Annotated in this window: 16 protein-coding genes and 1 pseudogene; 7 read left to right on the top strand and 10 right to left on the bottom strand. The window is 43.8% G+C overall.

Features of this window, described 5'->3' with window-relative positions:
* The first annotated feature begins 63 nt into the window (after nucleotides 1-63).
* Nucleotides 64-1,665, top strand: coding sequence for a DNA cytosine methyltransferase (locus tag AC15IQ_RS03115; RefSeq protein ID WP_483177249.1), 1,602 nt, complete (start codon nucleotides 64-66; stop codon nucleotides 1,663-1,665).
* Between the two features lie 41 nt (nucleotides 1,666-1,706).
* Here the strand turns inward: AC15IQ_RS03115 and AC15IQ_RS03110 are convergent, their stop codons facing one another.
* From AC15IQ_RS03110 to AC15IQ_RS03095, 4 genes are read right to left on the bottom strand one after another with little or no spacing between them, the layout of a single operon-like run.
* Nucleotides 1,707-2,465: a DUF6339 family protein gene (locus tag AC15IQ_RS03110; protein WP_483177248.1), complete on the bottom strand. Its 759-nt coding sequence runs from the start codon at nucleotides 2,463-2,465 to the stop codon at nucleotides 1,707-1,709.
* The gene (locus AC15IQ_RS03105) at nucleotides 2,462-3,346 is read right to left on the bottom strand and encodes a hypothetical protein (RefSeq protein ID WP_483177246.1); all 885 of its coding nucleotides are present in this window, start codon (nucleotides 3,344-3,346) and stop codon (nucleotides 2,462-2,464) included. The genes AC15IQ_RS03110 and AC15IQ_RS03105 overlap by 4 nt, the downstream gene beginning before the upstream one ends.
* Nucleotides 3,330-5,234: a hypothetical protein gene (locus AC15IQ_RS03100; protein WP_483177245.1), complete on the bottom strand. Its 1,905-nt coding sequence runs from the start codon at nucleotides 5,232-5,234 to the stop codon at nucleotides 3,330-3,332. The genes AC15IQ_RS03105 and AC15IQ_RS03100 overlap by 17 nt, the downstream gene beginning before the upstream one ends.
* Before the next feature lie 12 nt (nucleotides 5,235-5,246).
* Nucleotides 5,247-5,486, bottom strand: a complete 240-nt coding sequence (locus tag AC15IQ_RS03095; protein WP_483177243.1) for a hypothetical protein — start codon at nucleotides 5,484-5,486, stop codon at nucleotides 5,247-5,249.
* A gap of 670 nt (nucleotides 5,487-6,156) precedes the next feature.
* On the opposite strand from AC15IQ_RS03095, the gene AC15IQ_RS03090 reads away from it, so the two are divergent.
* The 3 genes from AC15IQ_RS03090 to AC15IQ_RS03080 all read left to right on the top strand — a co-directional run bounded on the left by AC15IQ_RS03090 (nucleotide 6,157) and on the right by AC15IQ_RS03080 (nucleotide 8,323).
* Complete coding sequence (locus AC15IQ_RS03090) at nucleotides 6,157-6,516, top strand: DUF1413 domain-containing protein (protein WP_479958428.1); 360 nt, start codon at nucleotides 6,157-6,159, stop codon at nucleotides 6,514-6,516.
* On the top strand, nucleotides 6,516-6,884 hold the full coding sequence (locus AC15IQ_RS03085) for a hypothetical protein (protein ID WP_479958429.1): 369 nt from the start codon (nucleotides 6,516-6,518) through the stop codon (nucleotides 6,882-6,884). The genes AC15IQ_RS03090 and AC15IQ_RS03085 overlap by 1 nt, the downstream gene beginning before the upstream one ends.
* A 218-nt stretch (nucleotides 6,885-7,102) precedes the next feature.
* On the top strand, nucleotides 7,103-8,323 hold the full coding sequence (locus AC15IQ_RS03080) for a transposase (RefSeq protein ID WP_483177240.1): 1,221 nt from the start codon (nucleotides 7,103-7,105) through the stop codon (nucleotides 8,321-8,323).
* A 44-nt stretch (nucleotides 8,324-8,367) separates the two neighbouring features.
* Here AC15IQ_RS03080 and AC15IQ_RS03075 read toward each other — a convergent pair.
* From AC15IQ_RS03075 to AC15IQ_RS03055, 5 genes and pseudogenes are all read right to left on the bottom strand, one after another.
* A pseudogene (locus AC15IQ_RS03075) lies at nucleotides 8,368-9,563 on the bottom strand (IS256 family transposase).
* Between the two features lie 302 nt (nucleotides 9,564-9,865).
* A complete protein-coding gene (locus AC15IQ_RS03070) occupies nucleotides 9,866-12,448 on the bottom strand; it encodes an RCC1 domain-containing protein (protein ID WP_483177238.1) in 2,583 nt (860 codons plus the stop codon).
* Nucleotides 12,449-12,633: 185 nt separating this feature from the next.
* Nucleotides 12,634-13,623 carry a hypothetical protein gene (locus tag AC15IQ_RS03065; protein ID WP_483177237.1) on the bottom strand — a complete coding sequence of 330 codons (990 nt, stop codon included), beginning with the start codon at nucleotides 13,621-13,623 and terminating at the stop codon, nucleotides 12,634-12,636.
* Between the two features lie 14 nt (nucleotides 13,624-13,637).
* Nucleotides 13,638-19,670: an RHS repeat domain-containing protein gene (locus tag AC15IQ_RS03060; RefSeq protein ID WP_483177235.1), complete on the bottom strand. Its 6,033-nt coding sequence runs from the start codon at nucleotides 19,668-19,670 to the stop codon at nucleotides 13,638-13,640.
* 141 nt (nucleotides 19,671-19,811) lie between these two features.
* Nucleotides 19,812-20,078: a hypothetical protein gene (locus AC15IQ_RS03055; protein WP_483177233.1), complete on the bottom strand. Its 267-nt coding sequence runs from the start codon at nucleotides 20,076-20,078 to the stop codon at nucleotides 19,812-19,814.
* A 555-nt stretch (nucleotides 20,079-20,633) separates the two neighbouring features.
* On the opposite strand from AC15IQ_RS03055, the gene AC15IQ_RS03050 reads away from it, so the two are divergent.
* Nucleotides 20,634-20,987, top strand: coding sequence for an ATP-binding protein (locus AC15IQ_RS03050; protein ID WP_483177231.1), 354 nt, complete (start codon nucleotides 20,634-20,636; stop codon nucleotides 20,985-20,987).
* Between the two features lie 18 nt (nucleotides 20,988-21,005).
* Here the strand turns inward: AC15IQ_RS03050 and AC15IQ_RS03045 are convergent, their stop codons facing one another.
* On the bottom strand, nucleotides 21,006-21,263 hold the full coding sequence (locus AC15IQ_RS03045; protein ID WP_483177229.1) for an STAS-like domain-containing protein: 258 nt from the start codon (nucleotides 21,261-21,263) through the stop codon (nucleotides 21,006-21,008).
* Between the two features lie 277 nt (nucleotides 21,264-21,540).
* Here AC15IQ_RS03045 and AC15IQ_RS03040 point away from each other — a divergent pair, with 277 nt between their 5' ends.
* A complete protein-coding gene (locus AC15IQ_RS03040; protein ID WP_483177228.1) occupies nucleotides 21,541-22,338 on the top strand; it encodes a M23 family metallopeptidase in 798 nt (265 codons plus the stop codon).
* Nucleotides 22,339-22,592: 254 nt separating this feature from the next.
* A complete protein-coding gene (locus AC15IQ_RS03035; protein WP_483177227.1) occupies nucleotides 22,593-23,483 on the top strand; it encodes an SAM-dependent methyltransferase in 891 nt (296 codons plus the stop codon).
* The last annotated feature ends 60 nt before the right edge of the window (nucleotides 23,484-23,543 follow it).

The following is a 23,543-nucleotide window of genomic DNA, read 5'->3' as shown; positions in this document are numbered from 1 at the left end:
CGCCAAAACAATTCTGTGCACTTATATGAAAGTAGGTGATGCAATATTAAAATCTATAATACCGTGGACTTGTTTTCTGGCGCAGGCGGGTTGAGTCTAGGATTCATGCAGACGGCTCGAATCAAGATTGTTGCTGCAGCGGAGAATAATCCTAATGCCAGAAAAACTTATAAACGGAATTTGAAGGTTGGACGTGTGTATACGGATGTCCGCAACATCGATTATTCCGAGTTAAATGATGTCGCAGGTCCTATTGATATTGTTATCGGAGGGCCGCCCTGTCAGGGATTTTCTAATGCCAATCGCCAGCACACCTCGGTTATTAGTATGAATAACCGGCTGGTAAAGGAGTATGTGAAAGCAATCTGCAAACTGCGGCCTAAGGCTTTTGTTATGGAAAATGTTGCTATGCTACGCTCTACTATTCACCGCTTCATGATAGACGAAGCAGACCTTGAAGACCATCGAGTAATGGGGCTGAAGGATATTCAAGATAATGAAGTGGAGATTCTTCCCACCAAATCCGTCTTTGACGGAGCTTTGGATTTCGTAAGAAATATCGATAATATCGACGCATATGCCTGGGCAAACAGCTTTTATAAAGTAATAAACCAGCTTTATCGCCTTAGAATTAATCAGACAAAGTTCGATAAATCACTAGAGAAATACCAAAAGAAACTTGTTCCAAAGCTGAAAGAAATCATTAAACTTTGTGCAGAGCAGGAGCAACCAACTTTGATTCAAAGTGGAGACATGGAGCTGGCACAGGCGATTCTCAAATATATTGAAGCTGTCGAACCAGATTTTAAGGACGTAGTTGAGGCTATTGAAACTCCGCTCTATATGCAGCGGGCATTGCTCAAGATAAAGGAACTTACCGATAATAACATACATATTTACGAGTATAAGGAATCCAGAGGCTCAATCGTTGCCTGCGTGAAGTCCTATGCTGTTAGGGATTATATAAAATGCATTCTGGAGAATGAACCATATAATTATGTTCTCACTGAAAACACCCTGAACGCTATTGACTATGGCGCTCCACAAAAGCGTGAGCGTTTCATCATAGTCGGGATATCCAAATCGCTTAACAAGAAATATGACCCTCCAAAAGTTGAATACACAAAAGCAAATTATCGTACAGTGCGTAATGCTATCGGAGACATACAGAACATTGAGGCAAGTACTACAATGGACACAAAATATGTGGAACTGGAGTCTCATCCCAACGCTACTGGTCTTGAAAAGGAACTCCGGGGTAAGCTTCTCTATAACCACATTACTACCGCAACTACAGACACTGCTCTTTCCCGTTTCAAAGCCTTAAAAGAAGGTCAGAACTTCCACGACCTTGATCCTGAGCTCAAAACTACATACAGCGACGCAGACCGTACTCAGAATACTATTTATATGCGGCTGAAATACGACGAACCTTGCGGTACTGTTGTGAACGTGAGAAAATCTATGTGGATTCATCCGGTGTTGGATAGAGCCGTTTCAATTAGGGAGGCTGCCAGACTGCAGACCTTCCCGGACTCCTTCATCTTCGAGGGTACAAAGGATTCGCAATATCAACAAATTGGTAACGCGGTGCCGCCGTTTCTGGCAAAGGCTATCGCAAAGAGTATCATATCAGTGTTAGACTCAGACAGAGACAGCGAGTAAAAATCAGGCTACTTACCAAAATTGGTAGTAGCCTAATTTTATTATGATATTTCGGTTTTCTTTTTCAAAGCATCGTTAATCTCAACGGTTTTATGGTAAATCTTATCGTAAATTATGTCCTCCGGTAAACAATCAAGAATGTATATACCACCCAGCAAATTGAGGTACTTAGACAAATCGCCAACAATGTTTGTATTGATCTTCAATCCATTGTTTCTAGCATCGATAATGGCACTTAGAAAAGCACGGATGATAGTGGGATTATTGGAAGTGTTACGTTCCAAAATGTGCATTATGTAGTCAGAATGTTCGCAAACAAACTTGGTTAGCTCCCAATTGTCTGTGCGTTTTTCATCGTAGGTTAGGCGGCCAATCCACCAGAGGCGAGACAGAGCATTTCTGGTGAGGGAACGGCGTGGGCCGAAGCCAAAAAGAAAGTGTTGTTGGATATTGCTCATTGTGCATTTCTTATCGATTTTCCAGCGGTACTTCACATATTTCCAGAACGGTCCCAAACATAGCCCGGCCCACAAACGCTCATCAGAGGCTTGAGAGTCAGAAAGAAAGTTGAGATTGCTGTATACCCGCTTCACGTTCTCAGCTTCGGTCATTAAAGGCTCGTCCTCAGAAGTTTCAAGGGTGAAATCTTTTACATCAGGGAATTTGGTATCCATAAAGAGGGTATTACCTAGCTCGGCATCCAGCCAAGCCGAAGAATCCAATTTGAAATTGGCGGTCCAATGAGAGAGATTGCTCTTAATCGCATCCAGAGTATCATAACTTATGAACTGTAGTTTCATTCATCGTCACCTCCCGAAATACCAAAACTGCTGGTCAGCATCTGGAATGCGTCAGTTATTGGATCATTTATCAGTTTTTGCGACAATTCGATACAATTGCAGGAATTAAATTCAGTGCTTTCGATATTGCAATCGAATTGTGTAAGTAAGGTTTTGGAAAGGGTCTTATACCAAAGAGTGTCCGCATTTTCAATACGGTCATTTACAGGCATACATTTGAGTTCTGCCAACACGTATGTTAGCGCTGGGATGATAGTCAGCGAATTAAGGATGGCCTGTGCCTGCGGAGTTTTACTTAATTGCTTATAGCTGTAATAATCGTTAAGTGGAAGCTTGATCACAATCTTTCTGCCAGACATATCCACCAGCATCTGCTTGCAGTTAGTATCCGCATTACGTATAATACTGAAAATAGATGGGGTATTGGCTAAATCGTCAATATCCTTGGATATGTCTATTATAGCCATTTTACCTACTGCCATTACGCAGCCGGCTTCAATATCAAAAGACATTTCGCTGTAATCGTCATGAAAATCGGTAATGGAGAAGCCTGCAATATCTTCTTTAGCCACTACAAAAGGACAAATCTGCAGCTTACCATTTACAGACTTGTTGGAGATCATGAAACTGGCACTGGTTTCAATGGTTCTAACCACCGTGCGGAATCCGGTCTGTGCACATTCTAAGTGATAAACATACTGCGCTCTTCCAACTTTAATCAGCTCCTTCAAGCCTGAGCTGGTGAGGGTTGAAAGGAAATCCACTCTGAGATTATAGCCATCCCGGACGATATCTATTGAGACATCGAATTCACCAGTCTTATAGTCGTCCGAATAGTGAGACAATACTGGATATGGGTAAAGCTTATATCTTATTTCCATATGCTTTCACCTCCAATGGGCAGTAATCACGGTAGTCCAACTGGATATTGACTTTCAGCGGTTGCTTCTCGGTGAACGACAGACTTGAAATACGATTGTTTGCGAAGGTTAAACCGGGGCATTCTGTGCAACTGGCTCCGATAAGCGGCGCGTCATAGTTCTGAGATTCAGCAGACATATACACTTCGATATAACCATCACTTGCAGATGCACTTGGTGTGAAGATTATCGTATATTCACCCGTATTCTTATTACGAACCAAATTGCGTACATTAGCCGGAGCAATAGCAGAGAGGGTTTTTCGGTGTTCAATTGGCGCACTGCCATTACCGCTTCCAGGATTGTGGCCTCCACCACCTCCGCCACCTTGGCCTTCGTGCTCTCCACCACTACCACCTTCTCCGGGCAAATCAGTAACGATAATTTCACCCTTTTCATTATCAACTTCGGTGTTGCCCTCATTGCCACTCTGAGTACCGGTGGGCTTTGGGTTGACATTGGCGACACGAATTTTAAAGTTGTTGATAGTATCCTGAATGCTTTCGGCATTTTCAAGGTTTTCCTGCTCATCGTCTTGGGTAGCAGCAAGGTATTCACCAACAGATGGATCGAGAGCCTCTTCACTATCATCGTTCTTCATTTCATCAAGGCATTCCTTAATGAATTTGGTAAAACTATTTAGGAGCTGACGAGCCTTAGACTTGTTATCAGCACGCTCAATTTCCCATTCGACGTGTTTTGGATTTTCAAGACTCCGAAGATAGGTGTTCAGTGCATCTCCCTCAATGTACAAAAGTCCTGCGAATGGGATTAAGGCGTTGATACGATTCTTATCTTTAATTTTCATGCCAGTCTGGCGTACCATTGCCACTTGACGGTGGAATTTGGGCATTATCAGCATGTGTAAGGTCAGTTTGCCGGTTGTCTCTGCATCACCAGTCTGTTCTTTCTCGAAGGTACGAGCGGCTTCATGGACGAGCGTCTCATAATACTCATCTGCGTGTTCCTCAAAATAGGCCTTATGTGAAACCATGAGCTCTGGAAGGGTATCCTTGCTAATTAAGATACCGTCCACATCGACAATCAAATCGTTACTATAAACGGCACAAAGGAATCCATCCAGAATAGATGCGACCATAAGGTGTTTCCAATCTTCATCGCCGGTAAATCCAACAATAAAAATATCTGTGCCATGATTGGATTCGTGGCGCGCATAATCTGGATTTAGTGAGAACTGCTCATAAACTGGGGAGTTTTTATCATTGCCATAAAAACCTATTCCTTGTGTAGTTTCACCTTTTTTATCTTTAAAAGAGGTGAGACGGGATACTCCCTGATAAGCACAGATACCTTCATTATCGGCTGTACTATAAAATACCGTTCTGAAAACAGAACAAGCATATGGAGCAAATTTGCCTATTCCAAAAGAGCCACCGTTACTACCAGTCTTATCAGAAGCTCCCGTAGATTTAGTTAAATTACACCAAGGTGAATTATATTCTTCTCTGGAGCCGGTAAGGCCCGTTGTGTTGAAGTCACTAATTCTCAGACAGGTAATATTAGACTTCTTTGACGTAGCCAAAGCCGTCCTAAAGAAAATCTTAGCTTTATCAGATTTCTGCAGAGACCAGAACTCCAATCCTCGCTTCAGAGCATATTCCAGACCCTTGAAATCTGGAATTTTATTAGGTGGTATCTCAAACAACTCAAATTCAATCCGTGTGGGTTGACCATTATGTATATGGTTATCGAGTGAATTCTGGCAAATCTCTCGCGCAAGAGACTTAATTGGTGTACCTTTAAATGTCTCAACGCCAGAATCAGCTATACCAAAAATTTGTCCATAGTTATTAGATGGAAAATTCCATTTGTGCGTAAAACTAAACAAATCAATCTCCCCTTAATTCAATGTAAATTTTGTACCTTTTACACTTTCTGTTTTGGAAAATTTTTTCTTTGCCTCACGCGTCTCCGCTTCGATGGCAGCAAAAATCTGGTCAATATCCTTCTGGGTATACTCATAAGCTGATGTGTTTGAGCAGTTTCCTAGAAGTTGGAGCATATCAATTATTTTATTCGTTCTGGCCTCAGCTAAGCGAATGAATTTGTCCCGTTTGCTTTCCCTTTTAGCTTCACTCATAAATAATGTAGCCTCCTCCTTTATTTGACAAAAAAAGAATATCATGAAAAAGCAAACGCGTCAATAACATTATTAATATATTGCATAACATATAAGAAATGTTATGCAATATATTAATAATGTTAAAAATAATGAGAATAGCTCTGCGTGGGTAATTGAATAATATTTGAAAAATATTATTAATGGTTTATGAAATGCTGGATCTCTGACTAGGCTGTATATAGCGCATTGCGCATATGGAGAGGCACTTATTCAGGTGGACATTGGATAAAGACCTTAGAGAATCTAAACGATTTGAATATATTCTGGACCACGTCCGCGGGGGAAAAAGCAAAGGATGTTGAAGACAAATTTATAGAGAATTTTATTAAAAATGTGAGTAAACAAAAATTATTTGACCCAGAACATCCTTTTCCCTTTGCCAATCTAGAGTTCCCAAAAGGGACTCGCAAAAGACATGGCTTGCAAAGCCAGGTAAAAAGGTAATAACACATTTGCTTTAAAGGCACCTCTATTAAGGTGCCTTTTTACTGCTTATATAAAGACTCACTTGCCCAGGAATATAATATAAATTAAGTGGTTTATAATAAAAACATGTTGACCATAGAACACATGATGGTTTATAATAATAACCAGAAGGTTAGTATTATAAATAAAGGGGGCGCATTTTATGGCAAGCAAGGTAATCCAGATTTGTTTTAGTGAAACAGAGTATGCTCATTTAGAAGCTAAAGCTGATGCCGAAGGAATGACAATCGCACTTTATATCAAGAACAAAGTATTGGAGGATACTGAATTCAAAAAATGGTTTCGTGAACTACTTGAACGGGTTTCACGAATTAAGCCAGGAACCCCATTTAATATTAAAATGGTGCTGTCAACCGATTGGGCAAACATTGATCGTGGGGTCCGTCTTGCAATGGGGCGCGCATTTTATAATTATGTATTAGCTGGCAAAGTTGAAGGAGTTAGCCCAACTCAGAAGGATAGCGCCAATGTTCAATGGTATGTTGTAGGAGGTGGACAATAATGTTGTATTCAGTTGAGACAGGAAAATATGTAAAGAAACTGCCACATAAAAGGGAATTTGATAGTTGGATGAAGAACATCTCTACGTCAGATTATCAGAAAATCATTGATGCTCTAGATCAGAAAATTGATGTAACCGATATTAATACCTCAAGCTGGATGCCGGGAAACGATTGGACAGGGACTGTATATGAACCGCTATATCTTGCTTGTGGAAACAACAAAGAAGCATCCGGATTATTCTTCGGATTAGTTTTATTTAATCACTTAATGGAGAGAAAAGATGCCGTCTGGGGATTTGGCAGATATGAGAAGGATGGAATCCCAATTAAAGGAATGACCTACTTTAGATTAAAGAATAATCCATAAGGGTGGCGACTGTATGGCCAATACGGATTTACTGAATTCCTTAGTTACTTTTTGCCAAAAATATCAGCTTCAACTGTTAACTCTTTCAACTGAGACTTTTGCATATTAATTAGCCTAGAAAAATCCAAACTTTTAGAGGGCAGAAAAAGGACTTCACCCCCCTTTTTGCCGAATTAATAAGTGACAAAACAAACAATCCGAAGGAGGAGAAGTCACTTATGAATATTCGGCAAGGATACGTATTTTCCTTTGAGGACGCAATAAATTTGCAGCCCCGGTCACGTTTAGAGATAATATTGTCCACCCTCGATTTTAATGACGTTATTACTGCTCTTTCTAAAAAAGATGAAGAACATCGAGGGCCGACTGGGTACTTGGTTGAGAACAAACTCAAAGCATTAATTGCTATGCGAGTTTACAATATGGCTACATTTACTGAATTAGTGGAACGCATTACCCATGATCCGGTGCTCAGATACAACTGCGGCTTTGACGTTTTTGGCAAAATTCCCAGCATTTCAACCTTTAGCCGTTTCTATGAACAGATAACTCAATCAGAAGCACTTGGTGAATTGTTTAAGAAACAGGTAAAAACAGCAGAATCAATGGGGCTTCTGGATACCAGTTCCATTGCCATAGATGCTTCCAAAGTAAATGCCAAAGAGAAGTCAGTTCCACGTAAAAATATTAAAGACGATAGCCAGTCAGCTAACTGGGGCAGCAAGCTAGATACTAACGGTAACCAGATAACCTGGTTTGGTTACAAGCTGCATATCGCAACTGACGTTAAATCTGAACTACCAGTGGCATTGAGCATAACCCCAGCCAGTACCAACGATGGTATAATGGCCGAAAACATCCTTGAAGAATGCAGTAATAACTTGAACAGTAAACCGCAGTATTATCTCATGGATGCCGGTTATGATCAAAAGTCAATATACGAACTAATTCGTAAGGACTACAAGGCACAGGCAATCATACCACTAAACCACCGGGGAGCAAAGGAACCCCCGGAAGGCTTGGATTGGGATGCAACCCCCATATGTTCAGCGGGATACCGTATGACTTATTGGGGCGGCAGTAATGGAGTTAACAAATTCCGATGCCCTCATGTTATGGGCAAATGTGACTGTCCTTTTGGTTCCTCCTGGTGCTCAGATAGCAATTATGGGATGGTTGTTAAAACCAGAGCTAGGCAAGATTCCAGATTATTCACAGTGCCTCATCGAGGCACTTCAAACTGGAAGCTGCTATACAACAAGAGAACCAGCGTAGAGCGGTGTTTTGGGCGCTTAAAGGAGCATCTGGGACTTGAAACCGGACTTAATGTACGAGGCATTAAAAAGGTCAAAACCCATGCATACCTGAGTGTTATTACCATGATTGCATCGGTTGTTGCCATAAACAAAGACAAATCTTCTGCCGATATAGCTGCATAAAGGGGTCTGTCAATAAATTTGTGCTTTGCCCTTCTTCCGTCTGTTCATCGTAGGTGCGCCTTAACCTTATCAGGAAAGAAAATAGACAGCTGCAGTAGAATCTGACCCCAATTTTGAACCCGGCCAGTCCATTTCCTTAATACATCCTGAGTGGCCATATATAGCATCTTTAAGAGCGCTTCATCCGTTGGAAATGTGCTTTTTCCTTTGGTTACTTTACGAAGCTGCCGGTGATAACTCTCAATCATATTGGTAGTATAAATGATCTTTCTAATCTCAGGCGGATACTTAAAGAACGTCGAAATCTCCGCCCAGTTATTGCGCCAGGACCTTACAATTAGCGGGTATTTGTCTCCCCAGGCGGCTTCAAATTGGTTTAGCTCTTCGCAAGCAGCCGGCTCAGAAGATGCCGTGTAAATGGTCTTTAATGCGGCGGTTATCTTCTTGACATCTTTGTATGAGACATAGCGTATGGAATTTCTAACCTGGTGTACTATACACTTCTGGATCTCAGCATCAGGGTAACAGGCCGATATGGCTTCACTGAACCCGGTCAGGTTGTCCACACTGACGATAAGGATGTCCTGAATCCCACGGTTTCTAAGTTCGTTAAGTACACTGAGCCAGAACTTGGCTGATTCGTTTTCTCCAATCCAGATGCCTATTACCATATAGGCTGCCTTGTTTACAATCTGGCCGTCCTGCTTGACTTTAAAATGGATCGCATCCAGGAAGACGGCTGCATAGATCTTCTGCAGCGGCCGGTTCTGCCACTCCTTGACCATAGGCATGATTCTGTTGGTGATATTAGATATTAGAGTAGGCGAAACCTCAATCCCGTAAAGGCGTCCAGATGATCCTGGATATCGCGAGTGCTGACCCCTTTGGCGTAGAGAGCCAGTACTTGGTCTTCGATACCGGTCACATTCTTTTGATGCTTTTTGACGATTAGAGGATCATGTTCGCCTTCGCGGTCCCGGGGTATCTGTATATCAATTTCTCCGAACTCGCTGCGTACAGTTTTAGCACTATGCCCATTACGCCGGTTGCTAGTCCTTTTATTGTGAGCATCATTCTTTTCATAACCCAGGGTAGTATCCAATTCGGCCTCAAGCATCTCTTGTAGGGTCTCGGCAAAGAGGTCTTTAAGAACATTCTGGATGTCTTCAACGCTTTTTAGGTCGTTCTCTTTGATGAATTGCTTGATCTCGGCTCGGGAGACCAGTTTCTTCTTCTCCATATGTATTCCTGCCTTTCCGTTTCATTTTATATTCGGAAAGAGCAGAAGCACAATTTATTTTACACACTCTATTAAACCCCCATTATTTTCGGGCTTAGATGATATGCAAAAGTCTCAATTAAAAAGCTCACAATAATTAGACAGGACATTAACCTTTTCAATGTGTTTATCTATATAAGTCAAGCTTTGTAGAAAGTGTTAAATCATAAATCCGGGGATCTAAACGGGGTTAAGCGGTCTATAGTGGTTCCATCTCCAACGGAGCCGTTTAACACATCCCTCCGTTTTTTTAGGTGTGCGTTTTACTGTTCTATATCTTCTTCCCATAACAACTGTATTACAGGCTTGAGCTCAGGATAGTGCTGGAGTATATACTCCATATTTTCCTTATATATTCCTTTTCTTATAAGTTTGACAACGTGCGGATCTAACTCCTTGTTTCCTAAAGTCGGATCATTAAATAAAATCTGATCTATTTCAGCAGCTTTCTCCCCTAGCATATCTCTAGCTCGAGGATCTTGGTTGTTATCTAGAGCATCGTTGTCTTCAATCTCTTGACTATTAACCCCTACAAGGCTTTCTGCTCCTTGCATTTCAAAGCGATTAAGCGGAATCTGAATTGGGACAGCACTCCATAATGACCCGTCACCCAACTGGCCATCATTATTATCTCCCCAGGCCCATGCCGTGCCATCATTCTTCACTACTGCTGTATGACACCAACCAGCAGTAATTGTTTCAACTCCGCTTATGCTATTCACCTGTACTGGATAAGTTTTGTCAACTCTGTTTCCGATACCTAGTTGGCCATAATAATTATACCCCCAGGAATACACAGTTCCATTTCCTTTTAAGGCTAATGTATGATTGCCACCTGCAGCAACAGCTTGAACTCCAGATAAACCACTCACCTGTACTGGATAAGTTTTGTCAACTCTGTTTCCGATACCTAGCTGACCATAATTATTTCTCCCCCAAACCCATACCGTTCCATCGCTATTTACCGCTATTGTATGAAAACAACCCGCAGTAATTTTTCCAACTCCAGTCAAACCACTTACCTGTACTGGAGTAGTTCTATCTATAGCGGACCCGTCCCCTAACTGACCATAACCATTATATCCCCAGGCCCATATAGAACCATCTTCTTTTAATGCTAATGAGTGCTGGGCACCTGCAGCAATGTCTATAACACCTGTCAATCCGCTTACTTGCACCGGATTAATCCTGTCCGTTTTGCTCCCGTCACCTAGCTGGCCATAATTATTATATCCCCAAGCCCATACGGTGCCATCTGCTTTTAAGGCTAATGTATGATAGCCACCTGCTGCAATGTCAATAATATCTGTCAAACCGCCTATCTGTACTGGAACATTAGAAACATAATGGTATTGTCGGCCCACAATGTATCGTCCCCAGGCCCATACGGTTCCGTCTACTTTTAGAGCTACGGTATTATAATAACCTGCAGCTATGGTTTGAACGTTAGTTAACCCGTTTACCTGTACCGGAGTACAACTATTATAGAAGGTTCCATCTCCTAACTGCCCATCTTCATTATCCCCCCAGGTCCATACGGTTCCACCTTCTTTCAGGGCTGCTGTATGCCAATCACCAGCAGCTATACTTTGAACATTAGTTAGCCCGCTTACCTGTACGGGATTTACTCCGGGCGTTACAAAGCCATTGCCTAGCTGGCCAAGTTGATTTGCCCCCCAAGTCCATGTAACTCCATCTTCTATCACTACTGCTGTATGGCTCTCTCCTGCAGAAATACTTTCAATTCCATTTAAGTTAACCACCTGTACTGGAGTAGTTTTATTAGTAGTGGAACCGTCACCTAGCTGGCCATAATTATTTCTTCCCCAGGCACATGCCGTTCCATCATTTTTTACAGCTAATGTATGGTTGCAACCGGCAGTGATTTTTTCAATTCCAGTTAAACCACTTACCTGTACTGGAGTAGTCTTTTTAATAAATGAACCGTCTCCTAGCTGGCCAAAATCATTACTTCCCCAGGTCCATGCCGTTCCATCATTCTTCACTGCTGCTGTATGGTACCGACCAGCGGAAATTTTTCTGACTCCGGTTAAACCACTTACCTGTATTGGAGTAGTCTTGGTAGTAGTGGAGCCGTCACCTAGCTGACCACAATTATTGAATCCCCATGCCCATACGGTTCCGTCATAATTGATTACTACTGTGTGATATTTACCTGCGGCAATGGTTTGAACTCCACTTATGCCACTTACCTGTACAGGTGTAATCCTATTAATCGTGGTTCCGTCACCGAGCTGGCCATAATAATTATATCCCCAAGTCCAGACCGTTCCGTCTTCCTTTAAGGCAATCGCATGATAACCGCCTGCAGCAACAGCTTTAACTCCAGTTAAACCACTCACCTGTACTGGCTTAGTTTTACTAATCGTGTTTCCGATACCTAGCTGACCATAATTGTTTCTTCCCCAAGTCCATACCGTTCCATCGTTTTTTACAGCTATTGAATGACTGTCACCTGCAGCAACGGCTTTAACCCCACTTATGTCACTCACCTGTACCGGAGTAGTTTTATTAGTAGTAGAACCGACACCTAGCTGGCCATAAACATTATTTCCCCAAGCCCATACGGTTCCATCCTGCTTCATTACCATTGTGTGATTTGCGCCTGCAGCTATAGAAGAAATATCATTCCATCCCCTTTTGATCATATTGCCGTTCTTGTCAAAGCGGAAATATGTAATATCCCCCTCACCGAAATCAATCGAAGTAATCCGGTTGGAGGCATCATAGGTGTAAGTTGTTGCCTGAGCATAGCTTGTAAAAGCTATACATTGAAATAGAATCAATAAAGCCATAAACAACTTACTTTTAGAAACTGATTTCATGTATTTCTCTCCTTTTCATTAGTGGTATATCCCGCCTATTTTGTCTGTTTAATTTAAGTCGTGCCGGTTGCCTAAAGCGTCTTTCATCTGTTTAATGGGGTTCATTTCATCGTAATGATAATTAGTCTGGTTGCTGCTGGAAACTGTTGATTGCCTCTTTCAGCAGCGGGGGAACCTCCAAAGTCTTACTGTTCCGCCCTTCTTGCGTGAAGAGCTTGCAATACATGGTTCACTGCATTTTTGAATGGAGTGGCCTCCCTCTCGTTTACTTTACCTGCTCTATAACGCGAGAAATAGGCCACTTTATTATCATTAATTATTAACCATGCACCATCATCTTCTGGTTTAATATCAATACAGCTTATACTGGAAAGAGTCACTATTCCCTTGTTCTCCTTTCTTCCCCCAACAGAGTCATCAAGATGTAAACAATAATAAAGCTTTACATTGGTAATTAAGATTCCCCGGGATATTTTCCAAAGCCAATTATCGCTCATAGCTATTAATGGCCGCTCCAGTTCTTCATCATAAGGCGCAAAGTGTTCCCTGAACTGCTTAAGACGCTCGGGTGTGATGTTTTCCCAGTACCAGAATGTGCGGAAAGGCCACTTGCCGTGGCCAGTATTATGCACTCTAAAATACTCTTTTACCACATCTAAAAGGAACCCGTTTTCCAAGATTATCTCCTTCGGCTTCCTTTCGTGAAGGGCTTGCAATACATGGTTCACTGCGTTTTTGAAGGGAGTGGCACAATCTTCGTCGACCATACCTTCTGAGTAGCTTGCGAAATAGGCCTCCTTATTGTTATCTACAATAAACCATGCACCATATTTTTTAGGTTCAATATCAATACAGCGTATATTAGAAAGGGTCATTATCCCCTTTTTTCTTTTGACTCCCCAGAAGGCAGAGTCATCAAGATTTAAATGATAGTATAGCTTTATATTAGTAATCAGAATTCCACTATGAAGTTTCCCTAGAGGATTTTCGGTCATTAATAATAAAGGTCGTTCCAACCTTTCATTATAAGGAGCAAAATATTTTCTGGCCTGTTTAAGACGCTTGGGGGGAACATTCTTCCAATACCAGAAATCATGAAAATTCCATTTCCGGGGGCCAGTGTTATGTACTTTAAAATACTCTTCCACTACTTCGAAAAGGAATTCGTTTTCCATTAGCTCCCTCCCTGTTACCACAGGCTCTTAATCCAGTTTGAGGCGGACTGCCGGGCGTTTTGAAATCCCTGCTTGACCGACTCGGCCGCGTTATTCACACTGGCCTTGATCTGTTCACTTTTTTGCTGGATAAAGACTTGCGCATTATTCAGTTGCTTTTCCACCGTCGTTTTTACCTGTACGTAAGATTGTTTGGCCCGGTTGATTACTTTGGGGGTGTTTTCTTTCGCATAATTTACTGCTGGCTTAATGGCATCATAAACCACTTTGCCTTTTCCCAATATTGATTGAGGAACACCAGGTTTAATAAGATCATCCACTGTTTGCTGGGCGACAATTATTTTATCTAAGTTTTTATAACCTATGCTAATAACTTCTTTCTGTATAGTTTTTATTACTGGAAGGTTCTGAAACCTTTGCACCATTTGTTCCAGGTAAGCAACCCCGCCGCTAAAGGAAAATCTGGCCATTCCGGTAGTCGCCACTGCCGCGCCGGTAGCAATATAAGCTTTCTGGGCTTCGCTTGAACTCAAATAGGTCTTGGTATCACTGTAGACTTTACCGGATGAATTCGTACCGCTGATTGTATCCGCTACTTTGGCGGTTGCCCCGGTCACCGCCACTGCACCTGCCACTGCTGCCGCAAAATATCCTAAAGCAACCAGGAATTTCCCTTCCGGGTCAACGTAGATAAGCGGATTATTGGCGCAATAGATATATGCGTTCCTGCTTAAGGGATCGGTAATATCTCCCTCATACGGATCATTGGATATAAACCGCCCCAGTACCGGGTCGTAATACCGGGCTCTGAGATAATACAGCCCGCTTTCTTCGTCGTAGTATTCTCCGGCATAGCGGATGGGGTTATCTATTTGCTCGGTTTCACTAAGGATGTTGCCCCACTCGTCATATTCATAGGCGTTGACGATGTTGCCGCTTTCATCGGTCAGGGCTATGACGTCCCCGTGGCCGTTGTAGAGGTAGTAGTAATAGCTGCCGCCCACTTTCCGGGCCAGAGGTTTGTGCCCCCAGATGTTCTGGGCGGTGACCTGGCTGGTTCCATTTGATTCGGCGATCACCAGGCCGTTGTCGTCGCAATGGTAGCGAATGCTTGCTTGCAGGGTAGTTTTTTGGGTCCTGACGCCTTCCGGGTCGTATTGGTAGGTAGTGGCCCCGCCTTCTGTGGGGCTGAAGCTGCTCATCTCATCCCAGCTGTTGTAAGTAAAGCGGCCGGGGGTGAAGTTATCCCTGCCGGCGTCAATGCCGGTCAGCTCGGTGCGGTTGCCTCGGCTGTCGTATTGATAGGTTATGGTTTCGCCGCCCGGTCTGCTGATTCCTGTCAGCCGGTTTAAGGCGTCATACTGATAGGTGGTGGTCTGCCCATTTGCGTTTACGGATACGATATTGCTGTTGCCGTCATATGCATAGCCGAATTGGGACAGGGTCGCACCGCCGCGTTTGTTGACCAGGGACGTTAAGCGGTTCATGTTGTCATAAGCATATTCGGTCCTTAAGCCGTTGGGATAATTGACCGCTTTGATCATGCCGTCGGCGCAGTATTCGTAGCCGAAGGTCTTGCCGTCCACCTGAATGTTTGAAATCCGGTTCAGGCTGTCGTATTGATAGCTGACTGCCAGGCCGAAAGGGTCGCTTATCTGGGTGCGGTTGCCCAGGAAATCGTAAGAGAAGTCTGTTTCGAAGCTGCCCACTTTTCTCTGGCTGGTCAGTCCGGTGGAGTAATAATTGTACCAGAGGTCTTCCCCAGCCCCGGAAACGTCATATTTCTCCACGCCTCCCAGGTGATGATAGTAATAGTCGATCTGCTGGTCTTCCACGGCTATGTGGCTGAGGCGGTTATTAGCATCGTAATCCAGGGTAGTTGTTTTGCCGGATGGATTTATGATCTCTACGGGCAGGCCGTTAGCGTTATAGGTATATCTGGTCTTCTCTCCTCTTGGTGCGGTGTGCTGAGTGACCAATCCTCTTTCATCGTATTCTTTGGCGGTAATGAATTCTTGCTGGTCTTCATACTGGGAGACCTGCGCCAGCTGACCCAGGCGGTTGTATTCATAGTCGGTATCCTGCTCCAGGGCGTCGGTGACGCCCACCAGGCGGTTTAAGGAGTCGTAGCGGTAAATGGTGGTATTGCCCCGGCCGTCGGTTGTTTCGGTCAGATTCCCTACCAGGTCATATTGGTAGGTCTGTTCTATGGCAGCCTGGCTTATGCCGGAGGGAAAGCCTTTTTGAGATATGACGCGGCCCCACTGGTCAAAGGCTTCCTGGTGATGGTTTTCAGGGATGCCGGTATCCTGAGGAACAAAATGAGAGCTGACGGTGCGGTAATAATTATTGTATTCATAGAGCTGCCGGCTGCCCTGGGGGTCGGTAATGCTCAACAGCCTGTTCCAGGGATCGGTTTCCCAGCTGGTGGTGTTGCCCCGGGCATCCTGATGGGATGTGTATTGGCCATAATCATTGAGCGTATATTGATCGACCATATAGGAATAGGTTTCGAAATACCAGCGTTTGCTCAACAGCAAATTGCCATGGTCATCATAATATGTATATTGTCTTTCAATGGTGGAGGGGTTGCCGCCGACAATCTTGCTGCGATAGTAGTATACGTAAAAAGCTCTTCGTCCGTTTAATTCCGCAGGGTACAGGCTTTGTCTGTAGACATAACGGTCCTCAAGAGTGTACGGCCCGGTTGCCCCGCTTGAAGGGGGATGGGTAACCTTCACCAGTCTGCCAATGGCATCATATTCATAAGCGGTTTGGTTTCCTTCCCCATCCTCTTTGCTGATGACATTGCCGAAGAGGTATTCATACTGGTTGACTGTGGTACTGCTTGCAGGGCTGCCATTCCGGTTATAATATTGGGTCACTGCGGTGGGATAGGCATAGGTGTTGGAGGAGTCGCTGTAGTCATAGGCAACGATGCTGCTTTCGCCCCCGGGCAGATCAATACTGGTTTCAGTCAAGTTACCGGGATGGCTGCTGTCTTCGTAGAAGAATTCTGTGGTCTCGCCTTTCTCGTTGGTGCTTGATATCAGCCGGCCCATGGAATCGTAATCATGGCTCATGCTTAACTGGGTGTTTTCATCCTGATAATAGCTTTTGGAATCCAGGAATTTATAAGTTGCGTCATAGGTATAGGAAATGGTGTTTTTTTGCTTGGTAGCGGCGTTGTTCCACTGGGCCTGGGTCAGGGGGCGGATTTCCGTAGCCAGCCCGCCCCAGGTATTGTAGGTGTAACCCTGATAAAGGATCTGGGTACCGGCCCCTGGGGTTATATCCGCCGTTCGTATGACGGTGGGCTGATTGGGATAGCTGCTGTCATAGCTGTCATAGTAGACGGCTTTTTCTTCCCCTGAAGCCAGAATGGAGCGGTCGCTGTACTTGCGCAAGCCAATGCTGCTGCCTCGAAATTTCTGCTCGGTTTGCAGCCCGTTGTCCTGTACCATGGTACAGGTAAAATAGAATGATGTACTGGTAGGAGATATACTGGTATGGGGATAACCGCTCTCGTTGTCAAAGGTTTTACTGCCGCTGACTCCGCTGTAGCTATATTGCTGCCGGTTTTGCTGCTCGGTGGACCATCCGCCGGAAGTGCAGAATCTTTCATAGCGTTCCACGATTCTATGGGTCTGGATGAAGCCGTCCGTTCCCAAATGATTGGTTTTTGGTGCGTAATCATAAAAAATGGTGGAATTTCGCATATCCAGTTGATGCAACAAAGGAGCACATGTCCAGCCACTGTATGAGCTTTGGGTTTTCTCCCAGAATGAATAGTATTCATAGTCGCCTGCACCGGAAGGATAGCTATCCGAACAATAATACTGGCTTTCAACTCCATTGGAAAATAACCACAGTCCTGGGCACTTTCTTTGCTCCGTCCAGTTGTCTTCATCGGTGAATCTCCAGGTAAAATTGAAATTCCAATAGATTTTTTCATAGGTTAATATCAGGTTGTCTGAATCGACAGGGTCGTTAACAGTAATAGTCACTTTCTCATCAGGATACTCCTCATAGAGGGTATCGGTGTAGGAGAAATCTATTTCCCGACCTATGCTGTCCGTTATTTTGGATATCAAAGGCCAGGCCCGGTCAAATACTACTTTGTCTACCCAGGAATTCCCCTGGGCGCTGGTATTTTTGAATTCAATCCTGATATAGCGGGTATTGCTATGGGTGGTAAAATATTGCTCCACATGCTGCCAGTCATCTTTGATGGTGGCGCTGTTTAAAGCGCCTTGACGGATCAGGCTGTAATTTTGGTCATATTCCCGCCAGGTGAGGGAGGCGGTGCCGGCGGTCAACTGATCGTTGATATAGCCGCCTAGGTAGTATTTGGTATTAGGCAGGGCTTCTATATATTTGGACAGCCCGCTCTGGGTGGTGGCGGAGGCACGATAAAACTTGTAGGATGTACTATCGTCTTTACCAAAACCGGTATCATAGGAGTAGTAGCTATTGGTGGTCCATACCTCTTCATTTTCAGGGTTTTCAAAATCGTTGTTGGGAGAACGGTTGCTCACCGGTTTTTCAATATGCTCGAATTTGATTTCGTTGCCAAAACGGTCCACTATTCCCAGCAGGCGGCCGTCGGCTGCGAAATAGCGTTTGGTCTGGTCGGCGGTTGTAAACACATAGGCTGAGTCAACCTGACCGTTGCTGTAGCTGCTGTCATTATTAAACACAGCGTCTTTTTTAAAATATTTCTCCAGGTTGCTGTCCGAGGTGCTGGAAGTGAAATTGACATGATAGACGGTTCCGTCTCCCAGATGATAATACAGTTCTTTGGTACTTCCCTCTTGTTCGATCTGCACGGAGGGGAAGTTGAACATCCACCCCATGCCCAGATTATAGCGGTTTACAGAATAGGTTGAGTAATCTTCATAACTATAGGTCAAATCTCCAGAGATCTTCTTGTCGCCAAAATGACTTTGATTGCTTTGGTAGATGCGGGCGATGTCTAAGTCCAGCCCGTTTCGGCCGGGCAGGCTTATATCGGTCAATTTTAAAGTCAGGTCCCCGGTTTCCGGGGAAATGATTTCCTCCATGTTCTGCCAGGCCGAATACTGGGTATTGCTCAAATTGTTCATAGCCGAGGGACCCACCAGGGTGTTGTAATACTCCCGGGTGGAAGCGCTGCTGAGGGCTGCTTCTATAAACTCTTCTCCCAGGGTATCTCTTAGGAATTGTTCGTCTATTACTTGTTTATCCAGGGCTGCTTCGTCTATGAATGGCTCCTCTATCCCAGGTTCTTCAAGCATCGGTTCTTCAACCACCGGCTCTTCAACCACCGGTTCTTCTATCACTGGTTCTTCTACCACCGGCTCTTCAACCACCGGTTCTTCTATCACTGGTTCTTCAACCATCGGCTCTTCAACCACCGGTTCTTCTATCACTGGGTCTTCAACCATCGGCTCTTCAACCACCGGTTCTTCTATCACTGGGTCTTCAACCATCGGCTCTTCTACCATTGGTTCTTCTACTACTGGTTCTTCTACTGCTGGTTCTTCTGCTGCTGGTTCTTCTGCTACCGGTTTTTCTACTGGTTCTTCAACCACTGGTTCTTCAAGCGTTGGTTTTTCTAATAACGGTTCTTCTATTTCGGGGATTTTTTCGGGTTCTACCACTTCAATTTCCGCTGCTGTATCCTCAATGCGGTTCTGGATTAAATCTAATCTGCCTGCTTTTTTCAGTTCATTATAGTAGGTTGAATGTCCGTACAGATAATCCTCCAAATTAAAATTCTGGGTAATGGTAACGCTCTTTTCAGGTTTTTTCAGTGATATTTTCTCTTCCTGTTCTAATTCCCGTTCAAATTCTTGTTTAAATTCTTGTTCAGCCCTCGTATACATCTCACCTGCAGCGTCAATATCAATATCACTATCAATATCAGCGGCTTCCTCCAATACTGTTGTGATCGGTGATGGCGGTGCTGACTGCTCCCCTTCGTCTGCCAGCGTAGATAAGGGGACGAAGCCTGTAAATAAAGACAAGATCAATATGAATGAAATTGCTTTTTTAATATTTTTCATGGATATCTCTACCTTCCTTTGATTTTTAGGGAGAGGTTTTTTTAATGATACTTTTCAATCTATGGGATTTTTCTTATTTACTGTAGTCCCGTCACCCAGCTGACCAGAATAGTTGTTCCCCAAACCCGTCATCGTTCAAAACTACCGTGTGCTGATAACCTGCAGCAATATTGCCCTGGGTGAAGTCAGAGGTTTGTCGCACCCTTTGCCGGTCATATTGCCGTTATTATCGAATTGAAATAATTCTGTTTCGCCCTGGTCAAAGGTAATCGAGCTGATGCGGTTGGCAGCATCGTAAGTATAAGAAATTGCCTCAGCCGGGATGACAATGCAAAAGCACTGTATTACGACAAGCAACGCGGCAATCAGGCACTTTTGTTTGTGCAAATAGCAGAAATTTATCATCATATCCCCCTCAAACAGCAAAATTTTACTTCCAGAAGTAACCATTTCAACATATTTTTGCATAAACCTGCATAAAGGCACAAACTGCTGCAAATGAGTCATGAACGACCGCTGTGGGGGTATGAATGACCGTTACGGGGTTATGTATGGCGTACAATATCCTGATTCATTTTGCCAGCAAACTCGTTTCTACTATGGGCTGGAGGAATACTTAGTCTCAATCCAAAAATGACTGCCATGAGATTGTATAAAACCTTGTAAATGGCACTTATCCCGAATAAAACGAACGCCATATATAAGGCAGAATGTTAGTACAAATGCATATTCCGGTGCGGCGGAGCCGCAGTTCCGGAAAGTTGGAAACCATCAATCCGTTCTAATGGAAACCGCTGTACCGCAGGTGGAAACCGTTTAAATTGTTTTAGCCGATAAAATGTATCAATGCACCTGATGGTGTAAATACATTTTTGAGGAGGTCATCAATTTGACCAAGTACCGGGAGATCCTAAGACTGCATAGTCTTGGGTTCAGCCAGCGAAGTATTGCATCCAGTCTACAATGCTCCCGAAACACCGTGTAAGGCTCCCAGAACTTCTCACAGAACTGGCTATTGCGCGTGGAAACGGGACCTACAAGCAGGCTGTGGCTACCTACAAAAAAGCCAGTCTGCTCATTTTGGATGAATGGCTTCTGGTCCCACTCAACATGACCGAATCAAGAGACCTGTTGGAAATCATCGAAGCACGCTATCAACTTGCTTCAACGATTTTTATTTCCCAATTTGCACCATCCGGGTGGTATGCCAACCTTAATGAGAGCACTATTGCAGATGCTATTCTTGACCGAATCGTACACGATTCATACGAGATCTTGATTGAAGTTAAGGATTCAATGCGCAAGAAAGGGCGTTAAGAAAAAGGATTTCTCTTCCTAATCTTTCTTGGCCATCCGGCACTCTGCCGGGTGGCTCTCCCTATTAATATGGTGGTTCTGAAATGTTAACTCACTGGCTCTGATTAAACTAATCCGGCGGCTCCGCACCACTGAAATATTCAGCGTATTAGGATGTGCGTTCTGAAAAACCCGAAATACCTCGTCTGCGAATGGTTGCCCTATTATGGTGATACCTTTAAAATCCAAGATTACAGCGCTTTGCTGTAAAGCTGCATCCAAACCTACGCATCCCATAGCTGAACTTTCCCGCTGCAACCGGCGCCTTTTACCACATTGATGTCACCAGATAGTAGCCAAATAGGCGTTGACTATGCATATGTAATGGCCATAACATTATAGTAAGAAGAATGTTAAATTCTGGGAGGTGCAAGCCGGATTTGACCCGGCAGCAGTGAGAGGTAACGATCATTACATAAGGGAGATCAACGCGTTTTATAATCAGGATTGGGTGAACCGCGTCAGCGTGCCGGCAGGTTACCTTTATCTGGGGATGCTCAACTGCTTATAGGGTATGAACATGCAAAAATATTTGACCGCAGGATTGATGCTCACGGTATTTTTTATTCTACTGACAGATATGGCGGGTAATGTTTTGCAGTCAGGAACTGGGAGTGATGAAGTGAAAGGATTCAATGATCCTGTAATTATAGAATTCCCATTAAGAGGAGAGTGGCTGGCGCCCACCACTCCGGCGAAAAGAATTCCCAGTCATGGAACAGATCAATTGGGAGAGCGCTATGCCTTTGACTTTTTACAGGTTGATTGGGAAAGAAAAAGCAAGCCTTTTTATCGGACCAATCTGCCGGAGTATCTCTTATTTGGCGTTCCCTTAAACAAGTGTTATTGTTGGGGTCAGAAAGTCTATGCGCCTTGTGACGGGGAAATTATCAAAGCCGAAGACGGTTATAAAGAAAGATTGAGAGTTCATTTGGCTTCTGATTTGTTTGTCGCTCTCAAGCATGCTGCTGCTTTTAACCCAGAAAAAGATGACATTAGATCTGTTGCCGGCAACTACGTAATTATGAAATGCTCCGATCATGTTTACGCCGCATTCGCACATTTGCAAAAAGGGTCCGTTAAGGTATCCGCAGGTCAGGCTGTAATAAGAGGCGAAGTATTAGGGAAAGTAGGGCATTCAGGGAATTCAACAGCTCCGCATTTGCATTTCCAGCTTATGGATAGCAGTAATTTGCTCTCAGCAAAGGGTATCCCTTGTGCTTTTGAGCAGTATGAATTATTTCAAGATGGTGCATGGAAAACAGTATATAACGGAGTTCCCTCTGATAAGGATAGAATAAGATTCAAATGATGAATCAGCTATGTTAAAAGCTCTGTAACTTTGGATATCTTCTCGGAGGTTCAATTCCCCCCGCGAATTTTCCGCACCGGTATATGTACCTGAGAGAATGGCTATTATATTGAGGGTGAACGGTGGCACCACTTCAACAGTTTAACTAAGCATGTTGACGACAAAGGCAGAAGGACACACCAGATACCGTTGTCTAGGTTTTCCTATATTAGAGTGATTAGAAATGACATAATTCTAATTAAGGAGGCATTGCTATGAAAAATCTAGCCAGCGGAACTGCTGAGGGAACTGCCTATATGCGCTACTATGAATCATTGCGGCCCACCAAACAGAGGATTTGTAATGATTATCTGGCTTATCATCTAACGGCCTGGTGGGTTAAACTTGTAGCTAGGATATGTGCCCCTTTGCCATCATCATTTATGGACCGGGCTTTTGAGAAGAAGGGCCGAGGGGTTTCAGGATTCTTAGCTGTGCGTACCAGAGTTTTTGATGATTTTGTACTGGAAAAAGCGTCGGCGGGAATGAAACAATTTGTTATTCTTGGTGCCGGTTTGGACTCTCGACCATATCGGTTTGCCCAACAATTAAACGATATAAAAATATTTGAGGTTGATCATCCTCTATCCCAGGAGGTAAAAAAGCAGAGATTAAGTCGTTACTTCGGAGAGCTGCCCGGAAACGTTAATTATGTTCCGGTTGACTTTACCATAGATAATCTGGTGGAATGTCTGGAAAAAGCCGGTTTTGACCTCTGCCTTCCTACCATGTTCACCATGGAAGGGGTTAGCATGTACTTGCCTGAAGAAGCCCTCAGGGAAACTTTGAGCTTAATCCAGATAAATTCAGGGCCTGCTTCCTGCGTAATTCTGGACTATATTTTCGCCGCCGCCCTCGATGGACGCCTGCAAAGCAGGATTACCCGCCACATGAATTCCTTGAAGTTTATCTTCAATGAACCGGTATTATTTGGTATCGAATACGGCCAGGCGCAAAGCTTTTTGTGCTCCCTGGGGTTTGACCAGGTGGAAGATTTTCCGCCGCAGAAGCTATATGAGCTGTATTTTAAACCCGTGGTACCCAATAGGCCGATTTCAGATGTATATGCCATAGTAACCGCTGTCAAATGCGATTGTGTTTCGTAGGCAGGTGCAATTCGTATAAATTCAGGATACTTGGCAGCACTGCTAATGTGTCTCTCCCCC

The organism is Syntrophomonas sp. DTU019 (assembly GCA_913757435.1).
Classification (GTDB): Bacteria; Bacillota; Syntrophomonadia; order Syntrophomonadales; family Syntrophomonadaceae; genus DTU019.
This window is presented reverse-complemented; position numbering and strand designations above follow the sequence as displayed.